Genomic DNA, 26841 nt, shown 5'->3' with positions numbered 1-26841 from the left:
GCTTGTGTCAAGGGGAAATTCAGGAGGGACGGATGGAGGCGAACCGCAAACGCCCCTTGCCCAAAAGATCGTGCATGTGAACAATGCCCTTGAGGACCATATTGTTGTCCACAATGGGCAAAACAGTGATTTCCCGGGATTCCATGAGGTCGAGAACTTCAGCGGCTGGCTGATCGGGAGTCCCTTTCAGGGGATGTGCCACCATGCATTCCTCAATGGGTTTGTCCGGGTCGAGTTCGTCGGCACAGACCATGCGCCGGACATCCCCGTCGGTCAGAATGCCTTGCAGGTGATCGCGCCCATCAACAACCACCACTGTTCCGAATCCGCCCTTGTTCAAAACCGTCAGGGCCAACGCAAGAGGGGTGCCCGTACGGACCGTTACCATCTCGGGGTGATGCATGAGTTCGGCGACCTTGGTACTCAGCCGCTGACCCAGGGCACCCCCGGGGTGATACCGTTTGAAATCACAGGCATCAAAGGACTTCCACTCGATGAGACATACGGCCAGGGCATCACCCAGGGCCAGAGTGGCCGTGGTACTTGCCGTGGGAGCAAGCCCCATGGGACAGGCCTCGCGCGGAACCTTCACGCACAGGGAAACATCGGCCAGCCCGGCCATGGTCGAATCCGTGTTCCCGGTGAGGGCGATGATCCTGTGCACCAGTCCCTTGAGGGTGGGAAGAATCGCGTTGAGTTCATCGGTCTCACCGCTGTAGGAAATGGCCACCACCACGTCTTCGGGCCGGATCATACCCAGATCCCCGTGAGCACCTTCCACCGGGTGGAGGAAAAACGCAGGGGTACCCGTGCTGCTCAAGGTGGCCGCAATTTTCCGGCCAACCAGACCTGACTTGCCAATGCCCGTAATCACGACCCTGCCCGTGCAGGTGGCCATCCAGCCCAGAGCCGTGACAAAATCAGGGCCCAGGGCGGCCTGTACCGCTGCAAGCCCTTCGCGCTCAATGGTCAGAACCCGGGATGCCAGGTCAATCCATTCCTTCGAGGTTTTGGGAGAAATACCGGTCTCGGTCACACCTTGCCTCCCGGATCACTCATCCGTGCATTCAAGACACATTTTGCCGCACCCCTGTCCGGGAAGAACCGGATAGGCTCCGTCAAAACAGGCAAGACAATATCCATCATTGCGGCCCAGGGCCTGCTTGAGCCCGTCAATGGAAAGATAATGCAGGGAATCCAGGCCAATGAACTTGGCGATATCAAAAATGGCATGATTGGCGGCAATGAGTTCGCCCTTGGAGGAAAAATCAATGCCATAATAACAGGGATGCTTGATGGGCGGGCAGCTGACCCGCATGTGGATCTCCTTGGCCCCCATTTCCCTGAGACTTTTGACCCGGGTTTTGATGGTCGTTCCCCTGACAATGGAATCTTCCACAATGACAATCTTCTTGCCCTTGATCATGCTCTTGACGGGATTGAGTTTAACCCGGGCGGCAAAATCCCGCATGCCCTGTGTGGGCTGGATGAATGTTCTGCCCACGTAGTGGTTGCGGATCATGGCGTTTTCATAGGGGAGACCCGACTCCTGGGAATATCCCACAGCCGCATACATCCCGGAATCCGGAAAAGGCATCACATAATCGGCCTTGACAGGGGCTTCCCGGGCCAGAATGGCGCCCATGCGTTTTCTGGCCGCATACACCTCTTCATCAAAGACAATGGAATCGGGTCGGGCAAAATAAATGAGCTCAAAGGCACAGGAAGCGCTCATGGCCGGTTCGGCGTACTGGATACTGTGCAAGCCCCCTTCCTCAACGACCAGCATCTCCCCGGGGCGAACACAGCGCATGTACTCGGCCTCCAGCAGATCAAAGGCACAGGTCTCCGAAGCCAGGACATAGGAAGTACCCACCCTGCCAAGGGCCAGGGGCCGAAATCCCCAGGGATCGCGGATGGCAATGAGCTTGTTGTCAATTTGCAGAAGCAGGCTGAAGGCCCCCTTGATTTCCCGGCAGGCCTTGGCCACGGCGTCTTCAATGGTCGATCCGTTCAGGTACTTGGCAATGAGATGCATGATGATCTCGCTGTCCATGGTCGTCTGGAACAGGGATCCGGTGGATTCCAGCTCCCGGCGCATCTCCATGGTGTTCACCAGATTGCCGTTGTGGGCCACGGCCATGTGCATGCCCTTGTACCGGACCATGAACGGCTGGGCGTTGCGAATCAGGGAGGCACCCGTGGTCGAGTACCGGATGTGGCCAATGGCCACATCACCCTTGAGCTGGTGGCCGAGATGCTGTTCCTCGAAAACATCGGCCACAAGGCCCATGCCCCGCTGTTCGCGAAGCTTTTCTCCGTCCCAGGTCACGATCCCGGCACTTTCCTGCCCCCTGTGCTGCAGAGCGTACAACCCGAAATAGGTCATTCTAGCCGCTTCTTCATGCCCGTAAATGCCGAACAGGCCGCAATATTCTTTTTTCATGGATTGAAAGTGGTAACACGTTTGAAGGGATAGTCAGTGAGTACGCAGCAGACAGGAAGGTGTCTCTGCCAGCACATCGTATTCACCCAACTGTTGAGTACAGCTCTTTCACCGTTTGCACAAACACCCGCAGCACCGCGCATGAATCCGGACATGATCCGGTCGTTGCGGTTCAATGCTTGCAAGATGCCCGTGACCTCTGCCATGTCGGCCTTGCGTCTCAAAGGGGCAAGAAACCATGCTGGCATGGAATAACATTATTACATGAGCCGCCGCTTGAGCTCGCTCTCTCGGTAATACTCCTGCAGGGACTTGACCTCCATCTCGCAGCAAGCCCGTTTTTTGACCGCCCAGGCCAGAGCCTTGGCGCCGGAAAGGGTGGTCGTATAGGGCAACCCGTAGAGCACGGCAGCCTGGCGCAGGGCAGAAGAGTCCTGAATGGTCTTCTTGCCCGAAGACGTATTGATCACAAACTGGATTTCACCGTTCTTGATGGCGTCCACCACATTGGGCCGCCCCTCATACACCTTGTTCACCAGCACGGTGGCAACGCCATGCTCCATCAAATAGGCCCGGGTTCCACGGGTGGCCATGATCCGAAATCCCAGATCACTAAAAATCCTGGCCGGTTCCACAATCTCGGCCTTGTCCTTGTCGTTCACCGAAATGAAGATGGTTCCCGAAGTGGGCGGATAGAGCCCCGCAGCCATGAGGCTCTTCATGTAGGCCAGGCCCACAGAAGGATCAATGCCCATGACTTCGCCCGTGGACCGCATTTCAGGGCCGAGAATGACATCCACCCCGGGAAAACGTTCGAACGGGAGCACGGCCTCCTTAACCGAGTAATAGCCGCGTTTGCGAAGGGCCCATGGATCAAGGTCCTTGAGTTTTTCTCCGAGAAGCACCTTGGTGGCGAACCGGGCCAGAGGCACGCCCGTGGCCTTGCTCACAAAGGGGACGGTTCGCGAGGCCCGGGGATTGACCTCGATGATATAAATCTGGTTGTCCTTGATGGCGAACTGGATGTTCATGAGCCCCACGACCCCCAGCTCCCTGGCCAGGGCCTTGGTCTGACGGCGGATTTCGTACACCAATTCATCGTCCACGGTATGGGGCGGAAGCACGCAGGCCGAATCTCCGGAGTGGATGCCTGCTTCCTCGATATGCTCCATGATGCCGGCAACATAGCAATCTTCACCATCGCTCAGGGCGTCTACATCCATCTCGATGGCGTTTTCCAGAAACTTGTCCACCAGAATGGGGTGTTCCGGAGAGACCACAACAGCCTCGCGAAAATAGGTTCGCAGTTCACTCTCGTCGTAAACGATTTCCATGGCCCGACCGCCCAGCACATAGGAGGGACGGACAACCACGGGATAGGTGATTTTCTCGGCAATGGCCACGGCCTGCTCCACGGACATGGCCGTGCCGTTTTCCGGCTGGAGAAGATCGAGTTTTTGGATGAGGGCCTGGAAGCGTTCCCGATCCTCGGCCCGATCAATGCTGTCCGGAGATGTTCCCAGAATATGCACCCCGGCCCTCAAAAGGGGAACGGCAAGATTCAGGGGCGTCTGCCCGCCAAACTGGACAATCACCCCGTCGGGCTGTTCCTGTTCGATGATGTTCAGGACATCTTCCTGGGTCAGGGGTTCGAAATAGAGACGATCAGAGGTGTCGTAGTCCGTGCTCACGGTCTCGGGATTGGAATTGACCATGATGGATTCCACGCCCATTTCCCTGAGGGCGTAGGAGGCATGAACACAGCAGTAGTCGAACTCGATCCCCTGGCCGATACGGTTGGGTCCGCCCCCCAGGATGACCACCTTCTTGCCTGCACTTGTCCGTGCCTCGTTTTCCCGCTCGTAAGTGGAATAAAAATAGGGTGTATAGGCCTCGAACTCGGCCGAACAGGTATCCACCAGTTTGTAGGTGGGCAGGATACCGGCCTGTTTGCGCATCCTGCGAATGTCGTTTTCATCCTTCTTCCACAAGGTGGCCAGCTGTTTGTCCGAAAACCCGTTCTTCTTGGCCTTCCGGAGCAGGGCCACAATGGTTTCATTGTCTGCGGAAACATTATGGTCCAGGCCGCCCTGCTTGATCTCCCGCTCCAGATCGATGATCTGCTGAATCTGATCCAAAAACCAGGGATCAATGGAGGTGGCTTCCACAATCTCATCAACTGTGATGCCGGAAAGCAGTGCCCAGCGGAGCTGATAGAGACGGTTGGAGCTTGGCTGGCGCAGGGTTGCCAACTGCTCTTCCCTGTCAGGCCGTTCGGCATAAAAATATTTGCCAAGACCGGGAAGCCCGGTTTCCAGGGAGCGCACTCCCTTTTGCAGGGCCTCCTTGAAAGTCCGGCCAATGGCCATGGTTTCACCCACGCTTTTCATGGCCGTTGTCAGATAGTCCTTGGTGCCCGGAAATTTTTCAAAGGTGAACCTGGGGATCTTGACCACACAGTAATCAATGGCCGGCTCAAACGAGGCCATGGTTTCCCGGGTGATATCATTGGGCAGTTCGTCCAGGGTGTATCCGATGGCCAGTTTGGCCGCGATCTTGGCAATGGGAAACCCCGTAGCCTTGGAGGCCAGGGCCGAGGACCGGGAAACACGCGGGTTCATCTCAATGACCATGAGCTCCCCGTTGGCCGGGTTGAGGGCAAACTGGACATTGGACCCCCCGGTTTCCACCCCGATCTCACGCATGATGGCCAGGGAGGCATCGCGCATCATCTGATATTCCTGGTCCGTCAGGGTCTGGGCAGGCGCCACCGTGATGGAATCGCCCGTATGCACACCCATGGGATCAAGATTTTCAATGGAACAAATGATCACGCAATTGTCCTTTTTGTCCCGCATGACCTCGAGTTCGTACTCCTTCCATCCGAGCAGGGACTCCTCCAGCATGACCTCGGTGGTCAGGCTGGCCGCCAGCCCCTGGGCGGCAATGGACTCGAGATCCTCCCGATTGTAGGCAACGCCGCCGCCGGTTCCTCCCAGAGTGAAGGCCGGACGGACAATGATCGGAAAGGAGAGTTTGGCAGCCCACTCCCGGACATCGTCCATGGTCCGGGCGATCCCGCTTCGGGGAACCTTCAGCCCGATATTGTCCATGGCCTTTCGGAACTGCCGACGACTCTCGGCCTTTTGAATGACCGGCAGGGAAGCCCCGATGAGCTCCACCCCGTACTTGTCGAGAACGCCATTGGCGGCAACGGCCACTGCCGTGTTCAGCCCGGTCTGCCCGCCAAGGGTGGGCAGCAGGGCGTCGGGACGTTCCTTGGCAATGATCCTGGCCACGGTTTCCGGCTCAATGGGCTCCACATAGGTCCTGTCGGCCAGTTCAGGATCGGTCATGATGGTCGCGGGATTGGAGTTGACGAGAATGACCTCGTACCCTTCCTCCTTGAGTGCCTTGATGGCCTGGGTCCCGGAATAGTCAAATTCACAGGCCTGTCCGATGACAATGGGACCGGAACCGATAAGCATGATTTTGTGGATGTCTGTTCTTTTGGGCATGGATTATTCGTGCGGGGATGGAGTGTAGGAAAGGGGTTTGACTCGTAAACGAAGCACGGACCGGGTGTATGCTATTAGCCCCTGACGGGCAAGGGATTTGAGACAGGCTTCGCACCCGGCCATGGGGAGCCCGGTCATTCTGGGCAGGGCGTCCCGAAAGGTGACAAGTTTTCCCTGGGAATCCAGATACAACAAGGTGGCCAGGACCATTTTCTCGTCCTGACACAGATCGGGATTGCCCAGAACAGCCTTGCGAAATCCCTCGGGGAAATGAACGAGCCGCTTCAATCCGGCTTCACGAAAAAATACGTCCAGGGAAGGCATGAATCCTCCCGGATCCAGAAGTACACAGTACACAGGACGCAGGGCACAGGATGACAAACAACAAAACGCGGATGCCTTGCTCCACCTTTCATCCGAACTTTTCTGCGCACTGTGCACTGCGTACTGTGCACTTTTGTTTTTTTTTACGAAACCCTGCTCCCGGGGGCAACATTGCCGCTTGGGGCCAGCAACTCGAGCCCGCTGTCGGTCCTCACCGCCAGGACCATGCCCTGGGAGGTCACCCCACGGAGCTTGCGGGGTTTCAGATTGGCCACCACAACCACCTGTCTGCCCACCAGTTCCTCGGGCGTCCAGGATTCTGCCAGACCGCCCACAACCTGGCGTGGTTCGGTCTCGCCCAGATCAATGGTCATGAGCAACAGTTTGTCCGTCTTGGGCACGGGCTCGGCCTTGACAACAGTTCCCACTCGCAGATCCACCTGCTGGAACGCCCCGGAGTCAATGCACGGGGTTTCCTGCTGATCCCTCCCTGATGGCTTGTCTCCCTTGTCCGCCACCGATTCTTCCTGGTCCAATCGCAGCTCCTGACGGGGAAAGATATTGGATTTTGCCGCCACCTTGGTTCCGGGAACCAACCCGCTCCAATGGCCGGATTCTCCGGCCAGATCCACGGCCTGGAGATCAAAATCAATCCCCAGCTGGGAAAGCATGGTTTCACAGGCTGTTGGCATGACCGGCCACAAATGCAAGGCCACCTTGCGCATCCCTTCGAGCAGAATGTACATGACCGTTTGCAGCCGTGCAGTATCGCCCTGCTTGGCCAACGTCCACGGAGCCTGGGAATCCACGTACTTGTTCAGAAAACGAATCAGCTCCCAGAGGGCATCCAGGGAACGGGACACCTGAAACCGGGGAAAGAGCTCCCTGAAATTGTCCAGGGCATTGGTGCCCAGCTCAATGGCTTCCCTGTCATCCTGCGTGAGTTCCCCGCACGCAGGGACCACGCTGCCAAAATATTTTTTGGTCATGGAAAGCACTCGGCTGAACAGGTTGCCCAGATCATTGGCCAGATCGGCATTGAGCCGGCCAACCAGGGCCTCTTCGGAAAAGGAGGCATCCGATCCAAAGCGCATCTCCCTCAAGAGGAAATACCTAAACGGATCAAGCCCGTATTTGGTGGCCATGGTCAAAGGCTCGACCACATTGCCCAGGCTCTTGGACATCTTAGTCTCATTCACCGTCCAGTATCCGTGCACCCGAAGTCCCTTGTACAAAGGGATGCCTGCAGACATGAGCATGGTCGGCCAGAACACGGCATGGGGTTTCAAAATGTCCTTGGCCACAAGATGATGGGCACCCGGCCAGAACAAGGCAAACTTCTCCCCATCGGGATAATCAAGGGAGGAAATATAATTGAGCAGGGCGTCAAACCACACATAGGTGACAAAATTGCTGTCAAAAGGCAGTTCGATCCCCCATGTCAGCCGGGACTTGGGCCGTGAAATGCATAGATCCCCCAAATCCTCCTTGAGCATGGACAAGACCTCATTGCGGTACCGTTCCGGCTGGATGAACTCGGGATGGGTCTCGATATGCTCCCGGAGGCGGTCAAAATACTTGCTCATCCGGAAAAAATAATTCTTTTCCTTGATATAGGTGGGCTTGGTCAGGTGATCAGGACACTTCCCGTCCACCAGTTCCTTTTCCGTGTAGAACCGTTCGCACCCGTAGCAGTAATGCCCGCCATACTCATGGAAATAGATGTCCCCGTTGTCATAGACCTTTTGCAAAACCTCCTGGACGATCTTCTTGTGCCCGGGATCAGTGGTGCGGACAAAATAATCGTTGGAAATGTTCAGCCTGGGCCACAGGCTGCTGAACAATCCGCTGATGTGATCGGCATATTCCTGGGGGGACTGCCCGTTCTTTTCAGCGGCCTGAACAATCTTGTCCCCGTGTTCGTCCGTGCCGGTCAGAAAAAAGGTCTTTTCGCCAGCCAGACGGTGGAACCGGCTCTGGGCATCGGCCACAATGGTGGTATATCCATGCCCCAGATGGGGCTTGGCGTTAACATAATAGATGGGCGTTGAAAGAAAAAACGAATCCAAGGCCAATTCTCCTTGTTGGGTTATTGCTTGAAAAAATCGTCTGCACGCCGACCGTGCCTCGGGACAATCTCACAAACGACTCACGAAGAAGTCCCGGGCTTTGTCTGACCGGGCTTCTTGCGGGGACGGCGCTTGCGGGAGGGTTTGCGACGCTTGTTTCCCCCCTTGGGAGGACCATCAGGAGGAGTATCCTTGTCCTGCTTGATGGGTTGCTGGGCTCTGGGCTTGCCCTGTCTTTGTTTCTCGTCAGGAGTGCCTGAAGGCCGGGACGCCTTTCTGGGCTTTCTTGCTGGCTTGTTTCCCCCCTTGGGACGAGCCGGTTTGTCCCCACCAGCTGCCTGTTTTTTCCCTCCGGCCCCGCGATCACCATTTTTCCCCTGCGGCTTTGCTGCATCCCGTTTGCGGGAAGAGGGTTCCGGTCTTCTGGTTTCATGAACAGGCTTGCCCGGAGCATGGGGTTGTCGGGACACCGGTCTGCCCGTGACGATCTCGTGCCATTCGTCCAGGGAGACTTCGCGTTCCTGATTGTCTTCGGTGAGCACGACCACGGAATCCCGGAACAGATTGCTGCGCAAGGTTTTCATGGGCCCAAGGGAGGTGTTGAACCGCTTGCCCATTCTGGGAACCCGTTTCTGGAAATCCGCGTACGTGTCTTTTTCATAGGCCAGACAGCAGAGCAATCTGCCGCAAACACCTGAAATTTTGGCCGGGTTCAAGAAAAGGTTCTGATCCTTGGCCATCTTGATGGTCACGGGTTCAAACTTGCGCAAAAAACGCCGGCAACAGCAAACCTGCCCGCAATTGCCCATGGCCCCCAGCATCTGGGTTTCATGGCGCACCCCGATCTGACGCAGCTCGATACGGGTACGGTAGGCACGCACAAGATCCTTGACCAGCTCTCTGAAATCGATCCGACCGGGAGCCGTGAAATAGAAAACCATCTTGCTCCGATCAAAATAGACCTCTACATCGACCAGCTTCATCTCCAGCTTGTGGGTGGCGATGCATTCCCGACAATGGGCAAAGGCCTCACGGGCCAGTTTCTTGTTTTCTTCCTGCTCCTTGAGATCTTCGGGGGTGGCCAGACGAAAAATGGGCTTCAGAACATCTTCCGCCATGTCAGCGGGAGGCGCGGTGCGCTGATCCACCACATGGCCCAGGCCCAGGCCTTCATCGGTCTTGACCAGGACCACATCTCCCACATTGACCACATAGGGACGGGCATCAAAATAATAGACCTGCCCCTGATCCCGGAACTTCACTCCTACAACATGCCCCATATATCACTCTTCTCCGAGCAATCTTCGGGCGATGACCTTGGCGGCTCTGCGGCCCGCCCCCATGGCCATGACAACCGTGGCCGATCCGGTCACGATGTCACCACCGGCAAAGACCATGGGAATACTGGTCTCCCCGGTCTGGTCATCACCATCGATATAGCCCCATTTAGTCTGTTTAAGTTCCGGTGTTGCGTTGAGCAGTACCGGATTGGGTCCCGTGCCCAGCGCCAGAACAGCAAGATCCACAGGCAGGACATAGGTTTCCCCTTCAATGCAACACGGTCGGCACCGGCCGCTTTCGTCGGGCTCACCCAATTCCATCCTTTGAAGACGGATGCCCGTCAGGTTGCCCGCATCATCCCCCTCAAAGGCCAGGGGCTGGGCCAGACATTCCAGGCAGACGCCCTCTTCCAGGGCGTGTTCCAGTTCTTCCCTGCGTGCAGGCATTTCATTTTTGGTCCTCCGGTAGACAATACTCACCTTTTCGGCACCCAGCCGAAGGGCCGTACGGGCGGCATCCATGGCCACATTCCCCCCGCCAAACACGGCCACATGCTTCCCCAAGGGAACCGGGGTATCATACTCGGGAAACCGGTACCCCTTCATCAGGTTCACCCGGGTCAGAAATTCGTTGGCCGAATACACGCCGATCAGGGATTCTCCTGGAATATTCAAAAATTTGGGCAGCCCGGCGCCCACGCCGATGAAAACCGCCTTGTACCCCTGTGCAAAAAGGTCATCAATGGTCACGGTCATGCCACCGACCTGATTGGTCAAAAATTCCACACCCTGCTTCTTGAGAAATTCCACTTCGGTGTGGACAATGGACTTGGGAAGTCGAAACTCCGGAATCCCGTACGTCAGCACCCCGCCAAGCTCGTGCAGGGCCTCGAACACGGTCACCTTGATGCCCCGGGCCGCCAGATATCCGGCCACGGTCAAACTGCTCGGCCCGGATCCGATGGCCGCCACCTTGAGATCCTCGCGGAGCATGGGGCAATCGTCACGCCCGGTAATGGCATCGCAAGGGTTCTTGGCGTAATAGGAATCCGACACGAACCGCTCCAGCCGCCCGATGGCAATGGGCTTGCCCGTGGGAGCCAGTTTGCAATGGCCTTCGCACTGATTTTCCTGGGGACAGACCCGACCGCATACCGCAGGCAGGCTGTTGGTTTCCTTGATGATCCCATAAGCCGTTTCAATATCACCCCGGGCAACGGCCCGGATAAATCCCTTGCAGTCAACCTCCACGGGACAGCCACTCTGGCATGTGGGTGTTTTGCATTGCAGACAGCGTGAGGCCTCCAGCATGGCCTGTTCCCTGGAATAGCCCAGAGCCACTTCCCTGAAATTGGTACACCGGACCGTGGGGTCCTGCATGGGCATATCAACGCGTGGTCGGATTTTGCTCTTTTTAGCCATGGCATTCACAATAGGTATTGTAGGAGGCCTGCTCCTGTTCGCGAAAAGAACCCAAACGCCGCATCAATTCATCAAAATCCACACTATGGGCGTCGAATTCAGGGCCGTCCACACAGGCAAACCGGGTCTTTCCCCCAACAGTCACCCTGCATGCCCCGCACATCCCTATGCCGTCAACCATAATCGGATTCAGGCTGACGATGGTCCTGACCTTGAAGGGCCTGGTGGTCTCGGCCACGGCACGCATCATGGGTACGGGGCCGACACCAACGACCTCGCCGACATGAGCATCCTGGGCAAGACGCTTGGCCAACACCTCGGTGACAAAACCCTTGTGGCCGTAGCTGCCGTCATCCGTGGCCACCAGAACTTCATCACAGAACGAGGCCAGTTCCTTTTCAAAAAGCAGCAGATCCTTGCTCCGGGCACCGATAATGGCCACCACCCGGTTGCCGACCCTGTGATGTCCCTTGGCAATATGATGCATGGCGGCAATGCCTGTTCCACCTCCCACACAAATGACCGTGCCCACCTTGTCCAGTCGGGTGGGTTTGCCCAAAGGACCGCATACATCAAGAATATCGTCGCCCTGAACCAGTTTTTCGAGCATGGCCGTGGTCTTGCCAAGTACCATGTAGACAATGGTGATGGTTCCGGCCTGGGGGTCCGTGTCTGCAATGGTCAAGGGGATGCGTTCTCCCTGGGGCGAAAGCCTGAGCACCACGAAATTGCCGGGACGGGCCTTGGTGGCGATCTCCGGAGCGGAGATGATCATTTCGCTCACCCTGCCCGGAATGAGTCCCTTTTTCTTGACGATCGTATTTGGCATATACCCTCCTGCGCTGACCGTTTTTCCCCTCTATCCCGAAAAAACAGGGCTTCGTGAAAACCGGTACTTTCATTGCATAATGAAAAAGTTTCCTTGTTGCCTTGTCAAAACACCGACGCCATCGTATCGGTAAAGCAACCTTTAGACAACGGTTGCAACACGACACGGTGAACAGATGCGTATCCCCCCGGCATATCAGACACAAGCCCTGAACGGATCCCTTGGCGGGGGACAGGAAACAAGGGCCAGGCACGCGAACAACATCAAGGAAACATCGCTTTCCATGCGTCTGGGCAAGCTGGGTATCACCTACTCCACCCAGGATGCCCTGCCGACCCCATCCTCCACACGGGCAGAAACCTTTTCCAGACCGACAACAAGCTTTGCCCAGGAATTTTCCCTGGCCCTGGCCAGGGAATCAAAGACGGTATCGTTTCTTCCAGGCCCGACCAGCCAAGCCTCTCCAACATCATCTCCCCTTGCCAAAGCCAGGGCTTTCCAGGCCTATGACCGGCAGGCCGATTTGCTCCAGGCGGCCCATACTCCGGATTTTTCCGCCGTGGCCTGATCCTGGCCCAGACACTACATGGAACAAGAATGACAGGACCGACAGGGTCATAATGCTCCCTGTCGGTCCTTCCTGTCTGCGTTATGCGCCCACAAGCTCCCTGAGCCGGGCAAAGGCCTTGTCAATGCCCGAAGGATCGGTCCCTCCGGCCTGGGCCAGATCCGGACGTCCCCCCCCTCCACCACCAATGGCTGCGGCAACCGGCTTGATCAAACCGGGGGCAGTGAACCGGTCATGCAGATCCTTGCTCACAAAAAGAAGCAGGACAACCTTTTCACCAATATGGGCCGTCAGGGCGATCACACCGCTGGTCAGCTTGGAGCGGAGATCGTCCATGAGGGTCCGCAGGGCGTTCACATCCTGGGCCTCGGTCTGGATCGTCAGGACCTTGACACCGTTGATTTCTTCCACTCCCTGCATGAGATCCCTGCCCTGGGAAGAGAGGAGCTTTTCCTGCAGGGACTTGTTTTCCCGACTCAATTCCTTGAGCTGAGCTTTGAGGCTGTGCACCCTGGCAACCAGTTCGCCGGGCTGACTCTTGAGTTCCCGGGCAATCTGTTCATGCTCGGCCCGAAGGGTTTTCCAGTGCTTCAGAGCCTCCCATCCGGTCAGGGCCTCAATACGCCGAACCCCCGAGGCAATGCCCGATTCCGAAAGAATGCAGAAGCTGCCAGCCTGGCCCGTGGACTTGAGATGGGTGCCTCCGCACAGTTCCACGGAAATCCCGGGCACTTCAACAACACGCACCTGCTGGTCGTATTTTTCCCCGAACAGGGCCATGGCATCCTTGGCCTTGGCCTCTTCCAGGGACATGATCTGCGTGGTCAGATCCACGTTGGCCAGAATGGACGCGTTGACTTCATCCTCGACCCTGGCGATCTCCTCCGGGGTCATGGCCGCAATATGGGTGAAGTCGAAACGCAACCGTTCGGGAGTGACCAGAGAGCCTGACTGCTTGACGTGTTTGCCAAGGACCTTTTGCAGGGCCGCCTGGAGCAGATGGGTGCAGGTATGGTTGCGGGCCGTGGCAATGCGCACGCCCTCTTCCACCTGGAGAGCGGCTTCCTGATCCAGGGTGACCTCGCCCTTGCTGATTTCCACCTCGTGAACAATGAGCTGGGGTGATGGTTTGAGGGTATTGACCACCTGCACCGAACCCGTGGGCGTGGTAAGGGCCCCCTGATCCCCGGTCTGTCCGCCCGATTCCCCGTAAAACGGTGTCTGGGCCGTCAGAATATATCCATGATCACCCTGGGAAAGAACATCCACGCTCTGCCCGGTTGCATCCAGAAGGGTGACGATGCGACTGGTGGCACACAGAGTATCATAGCCCACAAAACGGGTCTGCATGCCCGCTTCCAGCAGCCTGGCAAACTGGGCGGCAACATCCTTTTCACCGGAGCCGGACCATGCCTCCTTGGACTTGCGTTTCTGTTCGGCCATAAAGGTGTTGAATCCGGCTTCGTCCACGGACATACCCTGTTTTTCGGTCACGTCGTTGACGATATCCAGGGGGAACCCATAGGTGTCGTACAATTTGAAGGCCACTTCACCGGAAAGGACCTGCCCGCCCTTGTGACGAACCCGATCCATCTCCTGCTCCAGAATGGCCAACCCCTTGTCCAGGGTCTGGCTGAACCGCTCTTCTTCCTTTTTGATCACCGAGACCATGAAATCCTGGTTGTCCAGAAGCTCGGGAAAGGCACTGCCCATCTCCTTTACCACGGCCCGGGCCTGTTCGTACAAAAAGGGCTGCTCCATACCCATGAGCCGCCCAAAACGGAATGCCCGGCGAATGAGACGACGCAAAACATAGCCCCGCCCCTCGTTGGAAGGCAGGATTCCGTCGGCAATCAAAAAGGCCATGGACCGGCTATGGTCGGCAATGACCCGCAAGGCCGTATCCGTATCATCGGATTCCCCGTACTGCACCCCGGCCCGGTCAGCCATGGCCGTGATGAGGGGGACAAACAGATCCGTGTCAAAATTGGAGTACACGCCCTGGCACACGGCCGCAATGCGCTCCAGCCCCATCCCCGTGTCAATGCTTGGTTTGGGCAGAGGGGTCATGGTGCCGGTCTCGTCACGGTTGAACTGCATGAACACCAGGTTCCAGATTTCCAAAAACCGGTCACAATCGCACTTGCCGATGCCGCAATCAGGACCGCAGGCCATGTGCTCGCCCTGGTCGATATGCAGTTCCGAACACGGGCCGCAGGGACCGGTGTCCCCCATGGACCAGAAATTGTCCTTTTCCCCGAGGCGATAAATGCGGGATTCCGGCAGACCGGCCACCTTTTTCCACAGCTCAAAGGCCTCGTCATCGTCCTTGTACACCGTGGCATACAGCTTTTCCTTGGGCAGCCCCAGTTCCTTGGTGATAAACTCCCAGGCAAAACTGATGGCCTGTTCCTTGAAATAATCCCCAAAGGAAAAATTGCCCAGCATCTCGAAAAAGGTATGATGCCTGGCAGTACGCCCCACATTCTCCAGATCGTTGTGCTTGCCGCCCACGCGCAAACACTTCTGGGAGGTCGTTGCCCGGGAATACGCACGCTGTTCCTGTCCTTGAAAGATTTTCTTGAACTGAACCATGCCGGCGTTGGTAAACAAAAGGGACGGATCATCCCTGGGAATAAGGGACGAGCTGGGTTGGCGAATATGCCCCTTGTTTTCAAAATACTTGAGAAATGTTTCGCGAATTTCTGCTGCGGTTATCAAAACGGGTTCTCCTTCATGCTTCCTTGATGCTTCAAAAAAAGTCACGTGCGGGCTCAATCCCTCACGGCCCGCCCTGTTCAAACCATGGAAAGGGGCTGTATTATCATGCACAATGCGCAGTCAGCAAACGGAAAGGAGTATCTGCTGCGCACAACCACACTATGCTCCCTCTTCTTCGGGAACAACGGGTTCCTGGGCAGCAGGCTCCTTGACCCCCAGCTTGACCAGCAGGGCATCCTCGATCTGCTGCCGGATATCGGTATTTTCCTGCAGAAAGGCGCGCACATTCTCCTTGCCCTGTCCCAGACGCTCGGAACCAAAGGCGTACCAGGAGCCGCTCTTGTCCACCACCTTGTAATCAACGCCCAGATCCAGGAGCTCTCCTTCACGGGAAATACCCTGACCATAGAGGATATCGTACTGGGCCTCTCTGAAGGGCGGTGCCACCTTGTTCTTGACCACCTTGACCCGGACCCGGTTGCCGTACACCTCGTCCTTGTCCTTGAGGGTCTGGATCTTGCGGATGTCCAGACGAATGGAGGCATAAAACTTCAGGGCATTGCCGCCCGTGGTGGTTTCAGGACTGCCATAGCCCATCATGCCGATTTTCATGCGGATCTGATTGATGAAAATAATGGACGTCATGGAACGGTGAATGGTCCCGGTCAGTTTGCGCATGGCATGGGACATGAGCCGGGCATGACCGCCCACCTGGGTTTCCCCCATGCTTCCTTCAAGCTCAGCTTGGGGAATAAGGGCTGCCACCGAGTCCACCACCACCACATCGACCCCACCGGAACGGACCAGCAGATCCGCGATTTCCAGGGCCTGCTCCCCGTAATCGGGCTGGGAAACCACCAATTCGTCGGTATTCACCCCTAACCGCTTAGCATATTTGACATCAAGGGCATGCTCGGCGTCAATGAATGCGGCAGTACCTCCCTGCTTCTGGGCTTCGGCAATGACGTGCAGGGCCTGAGTGGTCTTGCCCGAAGACTCGGGACCATAGATCTCAATAACCCTGCCACGGGGAATTCCCCCGATACCCAGGGCCAGATCCAGACCAATGGACCCCGTTGGAATGGATGGAATGGTCTGATGCGCGGAGTCGGCCAATCGCATGACCGCTCCCTGGCCGAACTTGCGTTCGATGGTGGTGATGGCCGTATCCAGGGCCTCTTTCTTCATCTGCTCGGGAGGAATGTTTGTCGTCTTGCGAGCCATAGGGTACTCCATGTGATTGTGATTGCATCAAGGACAGCGAACAAAACAAAGAGCATGGAAGATGAAAACCCTTCCTGCTCCCCAAAAATACAAAAGGAACCCTTTCCAGCCGAGAACGGAGTCGGTTGACCATGCCAGCAACTCAGCCTTCCGGATTTCGGGACCGAAACAGGTTTTAATACCAAAATCATTTCCGTAGGGCAAGTACGCATCAGGCAAAGAAGCCTAACTATCTGGTAAATAAGATTTTTTATTGTCAAGGAAAAACAGGACCATCAACCGATACCCCCCTTTGCAAACCCTGGGCGACCTTGCCCCCAAATCCAGGATTGCCTAACCAGGAAGACTCGGCTAGGTCCGCCCCATGCAAACACGACGAACACAGTATCAGGCATTATCCTTGTTTTCGGGCGGCCTGGACAGCATTCTGGCCACCAAGGTCATCCAGAGCCAGAATATCCCTGTCCTGGGCATCCATTTTGTGTCCCCGTTTTTCGGGGATCCGGACGCGGTCAAACGGTGGGAAAAGCTGTATGGCGTTCCCATTGCTATCCATGATGTGGGAGAAGACTTTGTGCGCATGCTCCTTGCTGGACCCACCCAGGGATTCGGCAAGGTTCTCAATCCGTGCATTGATTGCAAAATTCTCATGTTCACCAAGGCCAGGGAACTGCTGGCCCATTACGGAGCCAGCTTCATCATTTCCGGCACCGTGGTTGGTCAGCGCCCCATGTCCCAGCGCAGGGACGCCATCAATATTGTTGATCGGGACGCCGGCGTCAGGGACCTGGTTCTTTCCCCGTTAAGCGCCCTGCGCCTCAAACCCACCCCCATGGAGGAACAGGGCCTCGTGGACCGTTCCAAACTCCTGGGCTTGTGGGGACGAGGCCGCAAGGCCCAGCTCAGGATGGCCAGGGAGATGGGGATCACCGAAATACCCACGCCAGCCGGTGGGTGCCGCCTCACTGATGCCGAAGCAGCTGTCAGGTATGTTCCCGTGTTCAGGAACCATCCGAGCCCTGCGGCAGCGGATTTCCACCTGGCCAATGTGGGCAGGCAATATTGGAAACAGGGCCTTTGGCTGACCATAGGCCGGGATCAGCGCGACAACAAACGCCTTGAGGGACTGCACCAGGACAGTGATTACCACTTCCGGCTGGCCGATTTTCCTGGCCCCATAGGTATCGGCCGCCCCTTGCCCAAAGTTTCCTGGGATGAAGACCGTCTCCGGGAAGCTGCGGCCCTGGTGGCCTCGTTTTCCCCCAAGGCCAAACAATCCCTGCGCCGCGTGGATGTGGTGATTGGCCATGGTGCAAACAAGCAGATTGTCTCGGTCATGCCCGACCGGGGTGACAAGCAGGGATGGGCTCCCCCCCAATGGACTGAAGCCCAAGAGTGGAAACAATCATGGATACGGAAATAATCGTTAACATCGCCATGCTGGCGCTCAGTGCCTTTCTCCTCTGGAAAGGCGCCAATTGGATTGTTGACAGCGCCGCGGCCATTGCCCGCAAGTACAACATGTCCGAACTGGTTATCGGGCTGACCGTAGTGGCCTTTGGTACGTCAGCGCCCGAATTCCTGGTTTCGGCCACAGCCGCCTTCAAGGGCCTCGGCGACATCTCCCTCTCCAACATCGTGGGCTCGAACATCTTCAATCTCGGGCTCATCCTCGGGCTCATGGCCGTGATCAAACCCATCACCACCCATGCGACCCTGGTCTACAGGGATGGCCTTTTTTTGTGGGCCATGACCATCCTTGTCATGCTCTTCTCCCTGAATCTGTACATGGGCCGCATCGAAGGAATCGTGCTGCTGAGCCTTCTTGTGGTCTATATCGGATTTCTCATCATCCGGGGACGCAAGGAACTTTCCGGCCTTGAACTGCCCTCCCAGCGACCAGCAACCTGGAAAGATTACCCCCTATTGCTGGCCGGATTTGTGAGTATTTCCCTGGGCGGTCACTTCATGGTGGAATCAGCCACCTTTCTGGCCGAGTTCATGGGGGTGAGCAAATGGGTCATTGGCGTGACCATTGTGGCGGCAGGTACCTCCCTGCCGGAACTGATCACCTGCCTGGCTGCTTCCCTGCGGGGCAAAAGCGATATGCTCCTTGGCAATCTGCTGGGCAGTGACTTCTTCAACTTTGCCGGTGTGCTGGGCATGACGTGTATCCTCCGCCCCCTGGACATCTCCCCCACAGCCCTGCCCAGCCTGTACGCATTGGTGACCATGGTCTTTCTGGTGCTCATTTTCATGCGCTCCGGATGGAAGGTCGGCAGGCTGGAAGGCACCTTGCTCATTCTCATCAATCTGGGCCGCTGGATCTGGGATTTCATGGGTTAGGGTTGTTGCCGCCCTCCCTTTCCTGCTCATAGCAATGAAAAAGGTCGCCAATGGCGACCTTTTTCATGATGGCAAACGAACAGCAAACCCCTGTATCATCCTAAGACCCTTCAAGGGCTTCAGCTGGCAAAGGATCATCTTCCTCGTCTCTGGGAGCCCCGAAATGGATCACATTTCTGATAATGCCTTCCTGATGCAGATAAGCCAGAATACTGTTTGCTCCCGACAGAACCAGCCTGACCCCGGGGCGCTCGTCAGCAATGAGCATGGGCACTCCGCTGAACCGACTGCGGGCAAAATAGATGGTGGCCTGCTCAACGGCCTCGCGCAGGGACTCGGGAATGGCCGTGTCCGGCACCTGTTCCTCACTTTCCCAGTGAAGAATCTCCAAAAACGGATTTTCTGCCGTCATCTTGGCCGACAAAATATGGGACAATCGGAGCAGATCCTCCTCCTGACCATCCATGACATGAAAGGTCCAGTCGGCCTGATCCGTCTTGTTCACGGCCAGATTGGCAATCACCTTGCTGCAATGACCGCAGTGCAGGCTGAAAAAAAGATGATACCTGGGAATATGGTTTGAAGTGCCTCCGGTTCTGGACTCGGGCCATGACAGAAATGCGGTCTCGGACAAGGCCGGAAGCTGGGTGGTAAACTGAAGGACCGAATTGGCGGCAAACCCTCCGCACCACACGGCAACTCCAAGGAGAAGCATGAGCCAGGACTTGCGCACCCAGGCGAACAGGGCCACCACCACAAACAGGGCCGCGCCAACGCCCATGCACAGCTGACAATGCTCGCCCAACCCCACGAACTGGAAACCAAGGAGCCCGCCATCAAAGGCCATGGCCCCCATGAGAACCAGGGTCACCAGCCCCCACAGCCATTTTTTGTCATACCGTCCGGCAAAAAAGACCAGCAGCCAGAGAACCCAGAAAAAAATGGCCCCTGCCTTGACCAGCATGAGCTCCCCAAAGCGGACATATTCCCCCACCACCTGACAAGAGGCTGTGGAACACAGGCTGGCATGACGGGTGGCCTGGAGATAGACATCAACAGTCAGGGTGATGGCAAAAAGGACAAGAAATACTTTAAGTAAAGTCCGTTTTACCGTTATCAATTGCATTAGAAACAATTCCATTTGAAATATTTAATCCAAAAAATGCGACAGCCTGTGACCAGCAGATCACAAACTGTCGCACAATCATGCAATCACTTTGAAACGAGCATCAAGATGTGGCATTACATGAAACTTCATTTTCGCCGCTAATTTCGCAATTAACTGTATAGCTATCAATTTCTCCAGAAAAAGGATCCATCGTCACAATACCAGTAGTTCCATTGATCGATAACTTTGTACTGTTACCATCTCCAACATTGCAATTCATGGTATCATTGCCTTCCGTGGCAAATAATGCGGCGAGCTCTGTCACGCAAGTTGTCAGATTTGCCTGCGCTTTTGCCGCTACAGCATTCTTCTTATATTTGGTAAACTGCGGAATGGCCACAGCCGCCAAAATACCAATGATGGCAACAACAATCAGAAGTTCCACCAGGGTAAAACCTTTTTCGTTCTTCCGTACCATGCCATGCCTCCTCGTGTTGAAATCGAACAATAATTTGGGTGTGGGTTGTAATCGTTTCCCAAAATTATGACAACCCTTTTCATCCTTGACTCGGCAGCTAGATCATAGGCGTTTCCTCCTTCCCGTTTGCGGGACTTTGATCGCCTACCCGTGTGGGGAATGTGGCCAACAAAAAAACCGACTTACCTTGCTTTGCAGGTAACCCGGTACAATATTCCCCTACCAGGCAACCCGGCTATCTTGATCAGTGCAAGACCCGTGGCTTTCCGTCCCTGCCTCGCGACAGGTTTGGCTTTGGCTGCTACGGCTTCCCGGAATCTTCCGGGGCCGACACATGGTTTATGTTGGCTGCTGGAGTATCTTCTACGGACATATTCTTTTTAGTGTCAACACCCAATTGAACAGGCATCGGCTCCCGCCTGCTTCCCCTGCGCCCTGATTTTCATGCATGATCCAAGGTTGTTGCCTAAAGTACCATGGAGCCGGAACGTGCATACCCTCTACAGTCTGAAGCAGCCGCAACAAACCTTGAACCATGCAGACACCCGGCCCCATGATCTTCAGGGTCCCGGCCTGATTCAGCCCGCCATGAGCTTTGTCCGCCCTTGACTTGCCGTTCCTGACCCTTATATATTCCAACTTACAATCGACAAACGAAACAACCTTTTCCCTTTTTTCGGAGGCTCCACCATGGCAGATTTTCGTACCGCAGCTACCAGAACCGTTCCCCAGACCGAGGTCCTGAACGCGTTTCTGCGCGGAGTGTACCAGTGGATGGCCGGTGGCCTGGCCCTGACCGCCATCACCGCCTATCTGGTCGCATCCAGCCCCACCCTTGTCCAGGCCATCTTTGGCAATCCCATCCTGTTCTGGGGATTGATCATTGCCGAGTTCGGGCTGGTCATGGGCATCAGCGGCGGAATCAGCAAACTTTCCGCATCCACGGCCAGCGGGCTCTTCCTGCTTTACAGCGGACTCAACGGCGTGACCCTCTCGGCCATTCTCCTCGCCTATACGGGCAGTTCCGTTGTCGGCACCTTTGTCATCTGCGCCGGCATGTTCGGGGCCATGAGCGTCTACGGCATGGTTACCAAAAAGGATCTGACCTCCATGGGCAGTTTCATGTTCATGGGTCTGGTGGGCATCATCCTGGCGTCCATCGTGAACATCTTCCTCAAAAGTCCGGGTCTTGAATTTGCCATCAGCGGCATCGGCGTGCTGGTATTTGTGGGCCTGACCGCCTATGACACCCAGAAGCTCAAGGTCATGGGCCAGTCCGCGCCCATGGATGACGGCACCGCCATCCGCAGGGGAACCATTCTCGGAGCCCTGACCCTGTACCTGGATTTCATCAACCTCTTTCTCATGCTCTTGCGCTTCTTTGGCCAAGCCAGGGAGTAAGTGCTCGTTGTGATGCAGTTTCCCTTGGGGCAGGCTCGTTTGGGGCTTGCCCCTTTTTCTTCATCTCCTTGAGGACGCATTCAGTGAATCCCCTCATCTGGCAATCCCGCCTGGCACCTCTGCTCTCGCCTCTGGGTCACCTGTATGCCTGGCTCATGCAGATTCGCGCCCGGGCGTTTGAACATCATCTGATGGCCTCGTGGCGTCCGGACGTTCCCTGCATTGCCGTTGGCAACATCTCCTGGGGAGGTACCGGCAAAACACCTCTGGTTTCCTGGCTTCTCGACTGGGCGAAAACAGCCGGTATGCATCCGGTGGTCCTCACCCGAGGATATCACGCACACCCCCCCCACCTTCCCTTTCATGTCACCCCGGACAGCTCTCCCGACCAATCCGGTGACGAACCCCTCATGCTGGCCCGACGCCACCAACATGCTCATGTGGTGGTCGATCCCAAACGGATACGCAGCGGGCCCTGGGCCCAGCGCTCATTGGCCCCCGACCTGTTCGTTCTGGACGACGGGTTCCAGCATCTTGCAGCCTGCAGAGACATCAACATCGTTGTATTGGCAGAACAGGATCTGGATCAGGGATGGAACAGGGTCCTTCCTGCCGGTTCCTGGCGGGAAGGCAAAAAGGCTCTTGCCCGAGCCCACGCCTTTGTCGTCAATGTCACGGGTTCATCCCTTGATCGGCTTTTTCCCATGGCCATGGATCGGCTGCAATCTTTTGGCCGTCCCATCTTCTTTGCCCGCCTCGTGCCCACGGGCCTCACCCGGATCCAGACAGGAGAACGCATCCATCATCTGGACAATGCACCATATGTATTGTTCACGGGGATCGCCAACCCTGAACGCGTCCAATGTACAGCCAGGGAACTGCTGGGATATGCTCCCATAAAAACCCTGTTTTTCCCGGATCACCATGCCTTTTGCCGGGACGACAGGGCCCGGATCACGCAACTCGCTCTTGCGTCCCGGGCCACGAACATTGTCTGCACGCCCAAAGACGGCATCAAACTCGGCAACTGGGACTGCCCACACCTGTTCGAACTGACAACCCGCCTTGCGTTCATTGCCCGCGCCAACACATCCCTCTGGTTCGCGCAATGGCTTGCACAAAAACTCGAGAATCTGTAGACCACAAGGCAGGAGTTCTTTTAACAAAGAACGCCATCAGACTTTGTCAGCAGGATCATTCTCACCCATATCCATCCCCACCCTCTCAACCAGCAGGACGCCCCATGGCCAGACACAGAAAAAAAGCCCCTTCCCAACACGCCCGTCAAAAAATCTCTTCCAAATCCATCCTCGATTTTTTTCATGAGGCCAACCGCCCTTTGCGGGTCAGGGATGTTCTCGCGGCCTTTTCCACGGGCAATAACGAGAAAAAACAGATCAAATCCATTCTGGACACCTTGGTCAACCAGGGCAAACTCCTGCGTTCGGGACATAAGCTCGCCCTGGTGGGCAAACTGCCTCTGGTCAAGGGTACATTGGAGGTCCAGCGTTCCGGTGTGGGCTTTGTCATTCCCGAAGACAAACGACGCAAGGATATTTTTGTTGCTCCCGATAACTTTGGTGAGGCCTGGCCCAATGACACGGTTCTTGTGGCCATCCTTCCCGGGCGTCGGGGCAGAAGCCAGTCAGGCAGAATCGTCCGGGTTCTCAAGCGGGCATTGTCCGTGCTTCCCTGCCTGGTTCTCAAACGTGTGGGCCCGGCGTCCTTTGTCTGCCGACCGGCTGATCCCAAGATTCCACTTCTGTTCACGGCTGACTGCAACTCGCTAACCGTTCTTCCCCATCCCAACGACATCATCCTTGTTTCACCGGACGAGCGCATCGACAAATCCATGTGGATGGGTACGGCTACCTCCATTCTGGGAGAAGAAGGCACCCTGGCTGTTCAGGAAAAACTGGTCAAGATCGGCCATGCCATACCGGGTCCCTTCCCGCCCTCAGCCATGCATCAGGCTGCGGATCTCCCCAGCCAGCCCTGGCCCGATGATTTCAAAAACCGCAAGGACCTGCGTCACCTGGGCCTGGTAACCATTGACGGAGCCAGTGCCAGGGACTTTGACGATGCCATCCATGTGGCCCGCACAAATACGGGTTTTCGCCTCCACGTGGCCATTGCCGATGTCTCCCACTACGTACTTCCCGGATCCCCCCTGGACAGGGTGGCCCTGGAACGGGGTAATTCCTACTATTTTCCCCTGTCGGTGGAACCCATGCTTCCCGAGGCCTTGTCCAACGGCTTGTGCAGCCTGAATCCCCATGAACCCCGCTTGGCCATGGTAGCGGAGATCGAATTCTCGTCTCAGGGCATCCCCCAAAAAAGTTCCTTTTATTCTGCGGTGATCATGAGCCATGCCCGATTGACCTATGCCCAGGTCAACGAGGCTCTGTTTCTGAACAACGCCGAGGTACGCCAGGAACTGCAGGACGTTCTGCCCATGCTTGAAACCGCTGAAATCCTGGCCCGCAAACTGTTGGCCAACCGGCAGCAACGCGGCTCCATCGACTTTGACCTGCCCGAGCCGGAGATCATCCAGGATCCCGACGAACTGGCCATTCAGGTTGTGCCCAAGAAACGCCACTTCGGCCACCAGATGATCGAGGAATTCATGCTCGCGGCCAATGAAGCCGTGGCCGAATACCTGACCGCCTGCAAGGTCCCCTTTCTCTACCGGGTCCATCCCAACCCGGACCAGGACAAGCTGGACGCCCTCATGAAACTTCTGGCCCGCACCGACCTGGGCGAACAGCTCCCCAAGGGACGATCTCCCAAGGAACTGCAGGAATTGCTCCTTGTGGCCAAGGAATCGGACATGGAATTTCTGGTCAACCGTCTGCTTCTCAGGTCCATGATGAAGGCGGGATACAGTCCCAATAATCAGGGACATTTCGGCCTGGCCTCCGAGTGCTACTGCCATTTCACCTCACCCATCCGGCGCTATGCGGACATCAACGTGCACCGAGCCCTCAAGGCCTGCCTCGCCCATCAGGAGGCCCGGCTTCCAGGGAAAAAAAGCCTGATAAAACTGGGAGATGCCATCAACCAATGCGAACGCAAGGCCATGCAGGCCGAACGGGAAATACTCAAACGGGCCACCATCCTTCACCTACGTGAACGCATTGGCGAGGTCTTTGTGGGTGTCATCTCAGGGTTGGCTGATTTCGGATTCTGGGTGGAACTCGAAGACATCCTGGCCGAGGGGCTGGTTCGCATGTCCACTCTGGGCGACGACTATTACGCATTCCTGAACCGCGAACAGATCATTCTGGGACAGCGTACCGGCAAAACATACAAACTGGGCCAAAGGGTACACGTCCGGGTGGAAAATGCCAGTCTGGGGAGATTGGAGATCGACCTGGGGATAGTCGAGGAGGGGAACAATCAGGGGACAGGAGCCAATGCCCGGAAACAGCGTCAACCGCGTTCATGATCCACGAACGCGGGACCATGAGACGCCATTTTCCCTGTTTCCCGGACACAGCAAGGGTTACTGGAAGGGGGCAACCCAATCATCAGCAGGCAGGCCATACAAACCACTGGAAAAAGCACCCTGGCCGACAGACACAAACCGGAATTCTGCTGGAACGCTCTTTTGGTGGCCCAAGAGAAGGTGCATCGCAACCAATCAGCTGACAGGATGTCTTATTTTCCAATGCAAAAATCCTTGAAAATGGCATTGAGCACCTCATCCGAAGTTATTTCTCCGGTCAGCTCCATAAAGGCCGTACAGGCCGCATCCACGTGCACGGCCAGAAGATCATAGGGAACACCTGCCTTGAGGTCGTCCAGCAGGGCTTCCAGGGCCTTGGCCCCTTGTTCCAACCCCTGTTTCTGACGAAGATTGGGAACCAGGCCTCCCTGATCGGCCTCAGCCTGCCCTCGGGTCAGGCACTGGATAATGACCGCTTCCAGGCGATCCAGGTGTGTTCCCTGTCTGGCCGAAAGCATGAGCGGCGCATATCCTGCCTCTTCCCAGGTTCTTTTCCAGCCGGGCTCCTCGCCGCAAACATCCACCTTGTTGCCCACAACCACAAGTTTTTCTCGGGGCAGGCTCCGGGCCAGGCTCTCATCCTCCTGATCCGGGCCTCTGCTGCCATCAATGAGCAGCAGAACCAGATCGGCCTCTTGCAGCAGCGCCCGGGTTCGCTCTACCCCCACCTGCTCCACCTGATCTCTGGTTTCACGCAGTCCGGCCGTGTCCACAAGGCGAATGGTCATGCCGCCAAGGACAATGGTCTCTTCCAGGTAATCCCTGGTGGTCCCCGGCACATTGGTCACAATGGCCCGGTCCCGGCCCAGCAACCCGTTCATCAGACTGGATTTGCCCGCATTGACCCTTCCGGCCAGAACAACCAGGGCGCCTTCACGCCAGCACCTGTTTCTGGCATAGGCCGCAATCAGTTCCCGGGTTTCATCGAGAACCCCCTCAACCCGCCTGGCAAAGGCTTCCGGCTCCAGACACTCCACTTCGTCTTCGGGAAAATCAACGGCCACGCACAATTCAATCTTCAGTTCTTCAAGGGCATTACGCAAGGCTCGAAGCTTGTCTCCCAGCAGACCGCCCAGCTTGGAGGCCGCCATGGCCAGCCCCTGCACGGACCGTCCCTCGATCATCTCGGCCACAGCCTCGGCCTGGGTCAAGTCAAGACGACCGTTCAAAAAGGCCCGCTTGGTGAATTCCCCGGGACATGCCGGGATGGCCCCCAGTTCCAGAACCCGTTCAAGCACGGCCTGAAGGACCAGCGGACCGCCATGACAGTTGATCTCGATCACATCCTCGCCCGTATACGATCCCGGACCCGGCATGTAGCTGATCAGCACCTCATCCAGGGTGGTCCCCCTGGCATCCAGAACCGTACCATGATGCAGGACATAGGGCCTGAAATCGGTAAATCCCGAACGTGACGAACGAAAAATGCGCTGGCCAAGGAGTTTACTCACTGGCCCGCTGATCCTGATAATGCCGACTCCTCCGGATCCAAGGGGAGTGGCTATGGCGGCGATTGTCGATTGCATGCCTCATGTCCTTTTTTCATAGCAAACAAGGCAGAGCCGTTGGCCCTGCCTTGTTTGCTATTGTTCGACTTCC

The 26841-nt window shown here is 56.5% G+C and carries 19 protein-coding genes and 1 riboswitch; of the genes, 6 read left to right on the top strand and 13 right to left on the bottom strand.

The genetic code is table 11. The annotated features are described in order from the left end of the window. Positions 1-19: 19 nt before the first annotated feature. The 8 genes from DPF_RS07005 to DPF_RS06970 form a co-directional block, all read right to left on the bottom strand. Entirely contained in the window at positions 20-1036 is a 1017-nt protein-coding gene (locus DPF_RS07005) for a KpsF/GutQ family sugar-phosphate isomerase (protein WP_231702146.1), read from the bottom strand. Between the two features lie 15 nt (positions 1037-1051). Then, positions 1052-2446, bottom strand: coding sequence for an amidophosphoribosyltransferase (gene purF / locus DPF_RS07000; protein WP_069858386.1), 1395 nt, complete (start codon positions 2444-2446; stop codon positions 1052-1054). A gap of 260 nt (positions 2447-2706) precedes the next feature. Further along, on the bottom strand, positions 2707-5964 hold the full coding sequence (gene carB / locus DPF_RS06995) for a carbamoyl-phosphate synthase large subunit (RefSeq protein WP_069858384.1): 3258 nt from the start codon (positions 5962-5964) through the stop codon (positions 2707-2709). Positions 5965-5967: 3 nt separating this feature from the next. After that, positions 5968-6288, bottom strand: a complete 321-nt coding sequence (locus DPF_RS06990; protein WP_141721080.1) for a hypothetical protein — start codon at positions 6286-6288, stop codon at positions 5968-5970. Between the two features lie 143 nt (positions 6289-6431). After that, on the bottom strand, positions 6432-8357 hold the full coding sequence (gene metG, locus DPF_RS06985) for a methionine--tRNA ligase (RefSeq protein WP_069858380.1): 1926 nt from the start codon (positions 8355-8357) through the stop codon (positions 6432-6434). Between the two features lie 80 nt (positions 8358-8437). Continuing rightward, positions 8438-9637: a regulatory iron-sulfur-containing complex subunit RicT gene (ricT, locus tag DPF_RS06980; protein WP_069858378.1), complete on the bottom strand. Its 1200-nt coding sequence runs from the start codon at positions 9635-9637 to the stop codon at positions 8438-8440. Positions 9638-9640: 3 nt separating this feature from the next. Further along, positions 9641-11059: an NADPH-dependent glutamate synthase gene (gene gltA / locus DPF_RS06975; protein ID WP_088178311.1), complete on the bottom strand. Its 1419-nt coding sequence runs from the start codon at positions 11057-11059 to the stop codon at positions 9641-9643. Next, the gene (locus tag DPF_RS06970; RefSeq protein ID WP_069858374.1) at positions 11052-11888 is read right to left on the bottom strand and encodes a sulfide/dihydroorotate dehydrogenase-like FAD/NAD-binding protein; all 837 of its coding nucleotides are present in this window, start codon (positions 11886-11888) and stop codon (positions 11052-11054) included. Before DPF_RS06970 ends, gltA begins: the two co-directional genes overlap by 8 nt. A 175-nt stretch (positions 11889-12063) precedes the next feature. On the opposite strand from DPF_RS06970, the gene DPF_RS06965 reads away from it, so the two are divergent. Continuing rightward, complete coding sequence (locus DPF_RS06965; RefSeq protein ID WP_069858372.1) at positions 12064-12456, top strand: hypothetical protein; 393 nt, start codon at positions 12064-12066, stop codon at positions 12454-12456. An 81-nt stretch (positions 12457-12537) separates the two neighbouring features. On the opposite strand, the gene alaS is transcribed toward DPF_RS06965, so the two are convergent. Together alaS and recA are read right to left on the bottom strand one after the other, a co-directional pair. Beyond that, on the bottom strand, positions 12538-15177 hold the full coding sequence (gene alaS / locus DPF_RS06960; protein ID WP_069858370.1) for an alanine--tRNA ligase: 2640 nt from the start codon (positions 15175-15177) through the stop codon (positions 12538-12540). Positions 15178-15336: 159 nt separating this feature from the next. Next, entirely contained in the window at positions 15337-16401 is a 1065-nt protein-coding gene (gene recA / locus DPF_RS06955; protein WP_069858368.1) for a recombinase RecA, read from the bottom strand. 364 nt (positions 16402-16765) lie between these two features. Here recA and DPF_RS06950 point away from each other — a divergent pair, with 364 nt between their 5' ends. Next, positions 16766-17824 carry a tRNA(5-methylaminomethyl-2-thiouridylate) methyltransferase gene (locus DPF_RS06950; RefSeq protein ID WP_069858366.1) on the top strand — a complete coding sequence of 353 codons (1059 nt, stop codon included), beginning with the start codon at positions 16766-16768 and terminating at the stop codon, positions 17822-17824. After that, entirely contained in the window at positions 17809-18747 is a 939-nt protein-coding gene (locus tag DPF_RS06945) for a calcium/sodium antiporter (protein WP_069858365.1), read from the top strand. Before DPF_RS06950 ends, DPF_RS06945 begins: the two co-directional genes overlap by 16 nt. 100 nt (positions 18748-18847) lie before the next feature. Here the strand turns inward: DPF_RS06945 and DPF_RS06940 are convergent, their stop codons facing one another. Continuing rightward, complete coding sequence (locus DPF_RS06940; RefSeq protein WP_069858363.1) at positions 18848-19873, bottom strand: hypothetical protein; 1026 nt, start codon at positions 19871-19873, stop codon at positions 18848-18850. Positions 19874-19976: 103 nt separating this feature from the next. Then, entirely contained in the window at positions 19977-20333 is a 357-nt protein-coding gene (locus tag DPF_RS14375; protein ID WP_069858361.1) for a pilin, read from the bottom strand. Positions 20334-20555: 222 nt separating this feature from the next. Continuing rightward, positions 20556-20636, bottom strand: a riboswitch (cyclic di-GMP riboswitch). 387 nt (positions 20637-21023) lie between these two features. On the opposite strand from DPF_RS14375, the gene DPF_RS06930 reads away from it, so the two are divergent. The 3 genes from DPF_RS06930 (at position 21024) to rnr (ending at position 25182) form a co-directional block, all read left to right on the top strand. Continuing rightward, a complete protein-coding gene (locus DPF_RS06930; protein ID WP_069858359.1) occupies positions 21024-21734 on the top strand; it encodes a Bax inhibitor-1/YccA family protein in 711 nt (236 codons plus the stop codon). Positions 21735-21817: 83 nt separating this feature from the next. Further along, the gene (lpxK, locus tag DPF_RS06925) at positions 21818-22873 is read left to right on the top strand and encodes a tetraacyldisaccharide 4'-kinase (protein WP_069858357.1); all 1056 of its coding nucleotides are present in this window, start codon (positions 21818-21820) and stop codon (positions 22871-22873) included. A 104-nt stretch (positions 22874-22977) separates the two neighbouring features. Further along, positions 22978-25182, top strand: coding sequence for a ribonuclease R (rnr, locus tag DPF_RS06920; protein ID WP_069858355.1), 2205 nt, complete (start codon positions 22978-22980; stop codon positions 25180-25182). Positions 25183-25394: 212 nt separating this feature from the next. On the opposite strand, the gene mnmE is transcribed toward rnr, so the two are convergent. Beyond that, entirely contained in the window at positions 25395-26768 is a 1374-nt protein-coding gene (mnmE, locus tag DPF_RS06915; protein ID WP_069858353.1) for a tRNA uridine-5-carboxymethylaminomethyl(34) synthesis GTPase MnmE, read from the bottom strand. Positions 26769-26841 lie beyond the last annotated feature (73 nt).

The organism is Desulfoplanes formicivorans (genome assembly GCF_001748225.1).
GTDB classification, from domain to species: Bacteria; Desulfobacterota; Desulfovibrionia; order Desulfovibrionales; family Desulfomicrobiaceae; genus Desulfoplanes; species Desulfoplanes formicivorans.
This window is presented reverse-complemented; position numbering and strand designations above follow the sequence as displayed.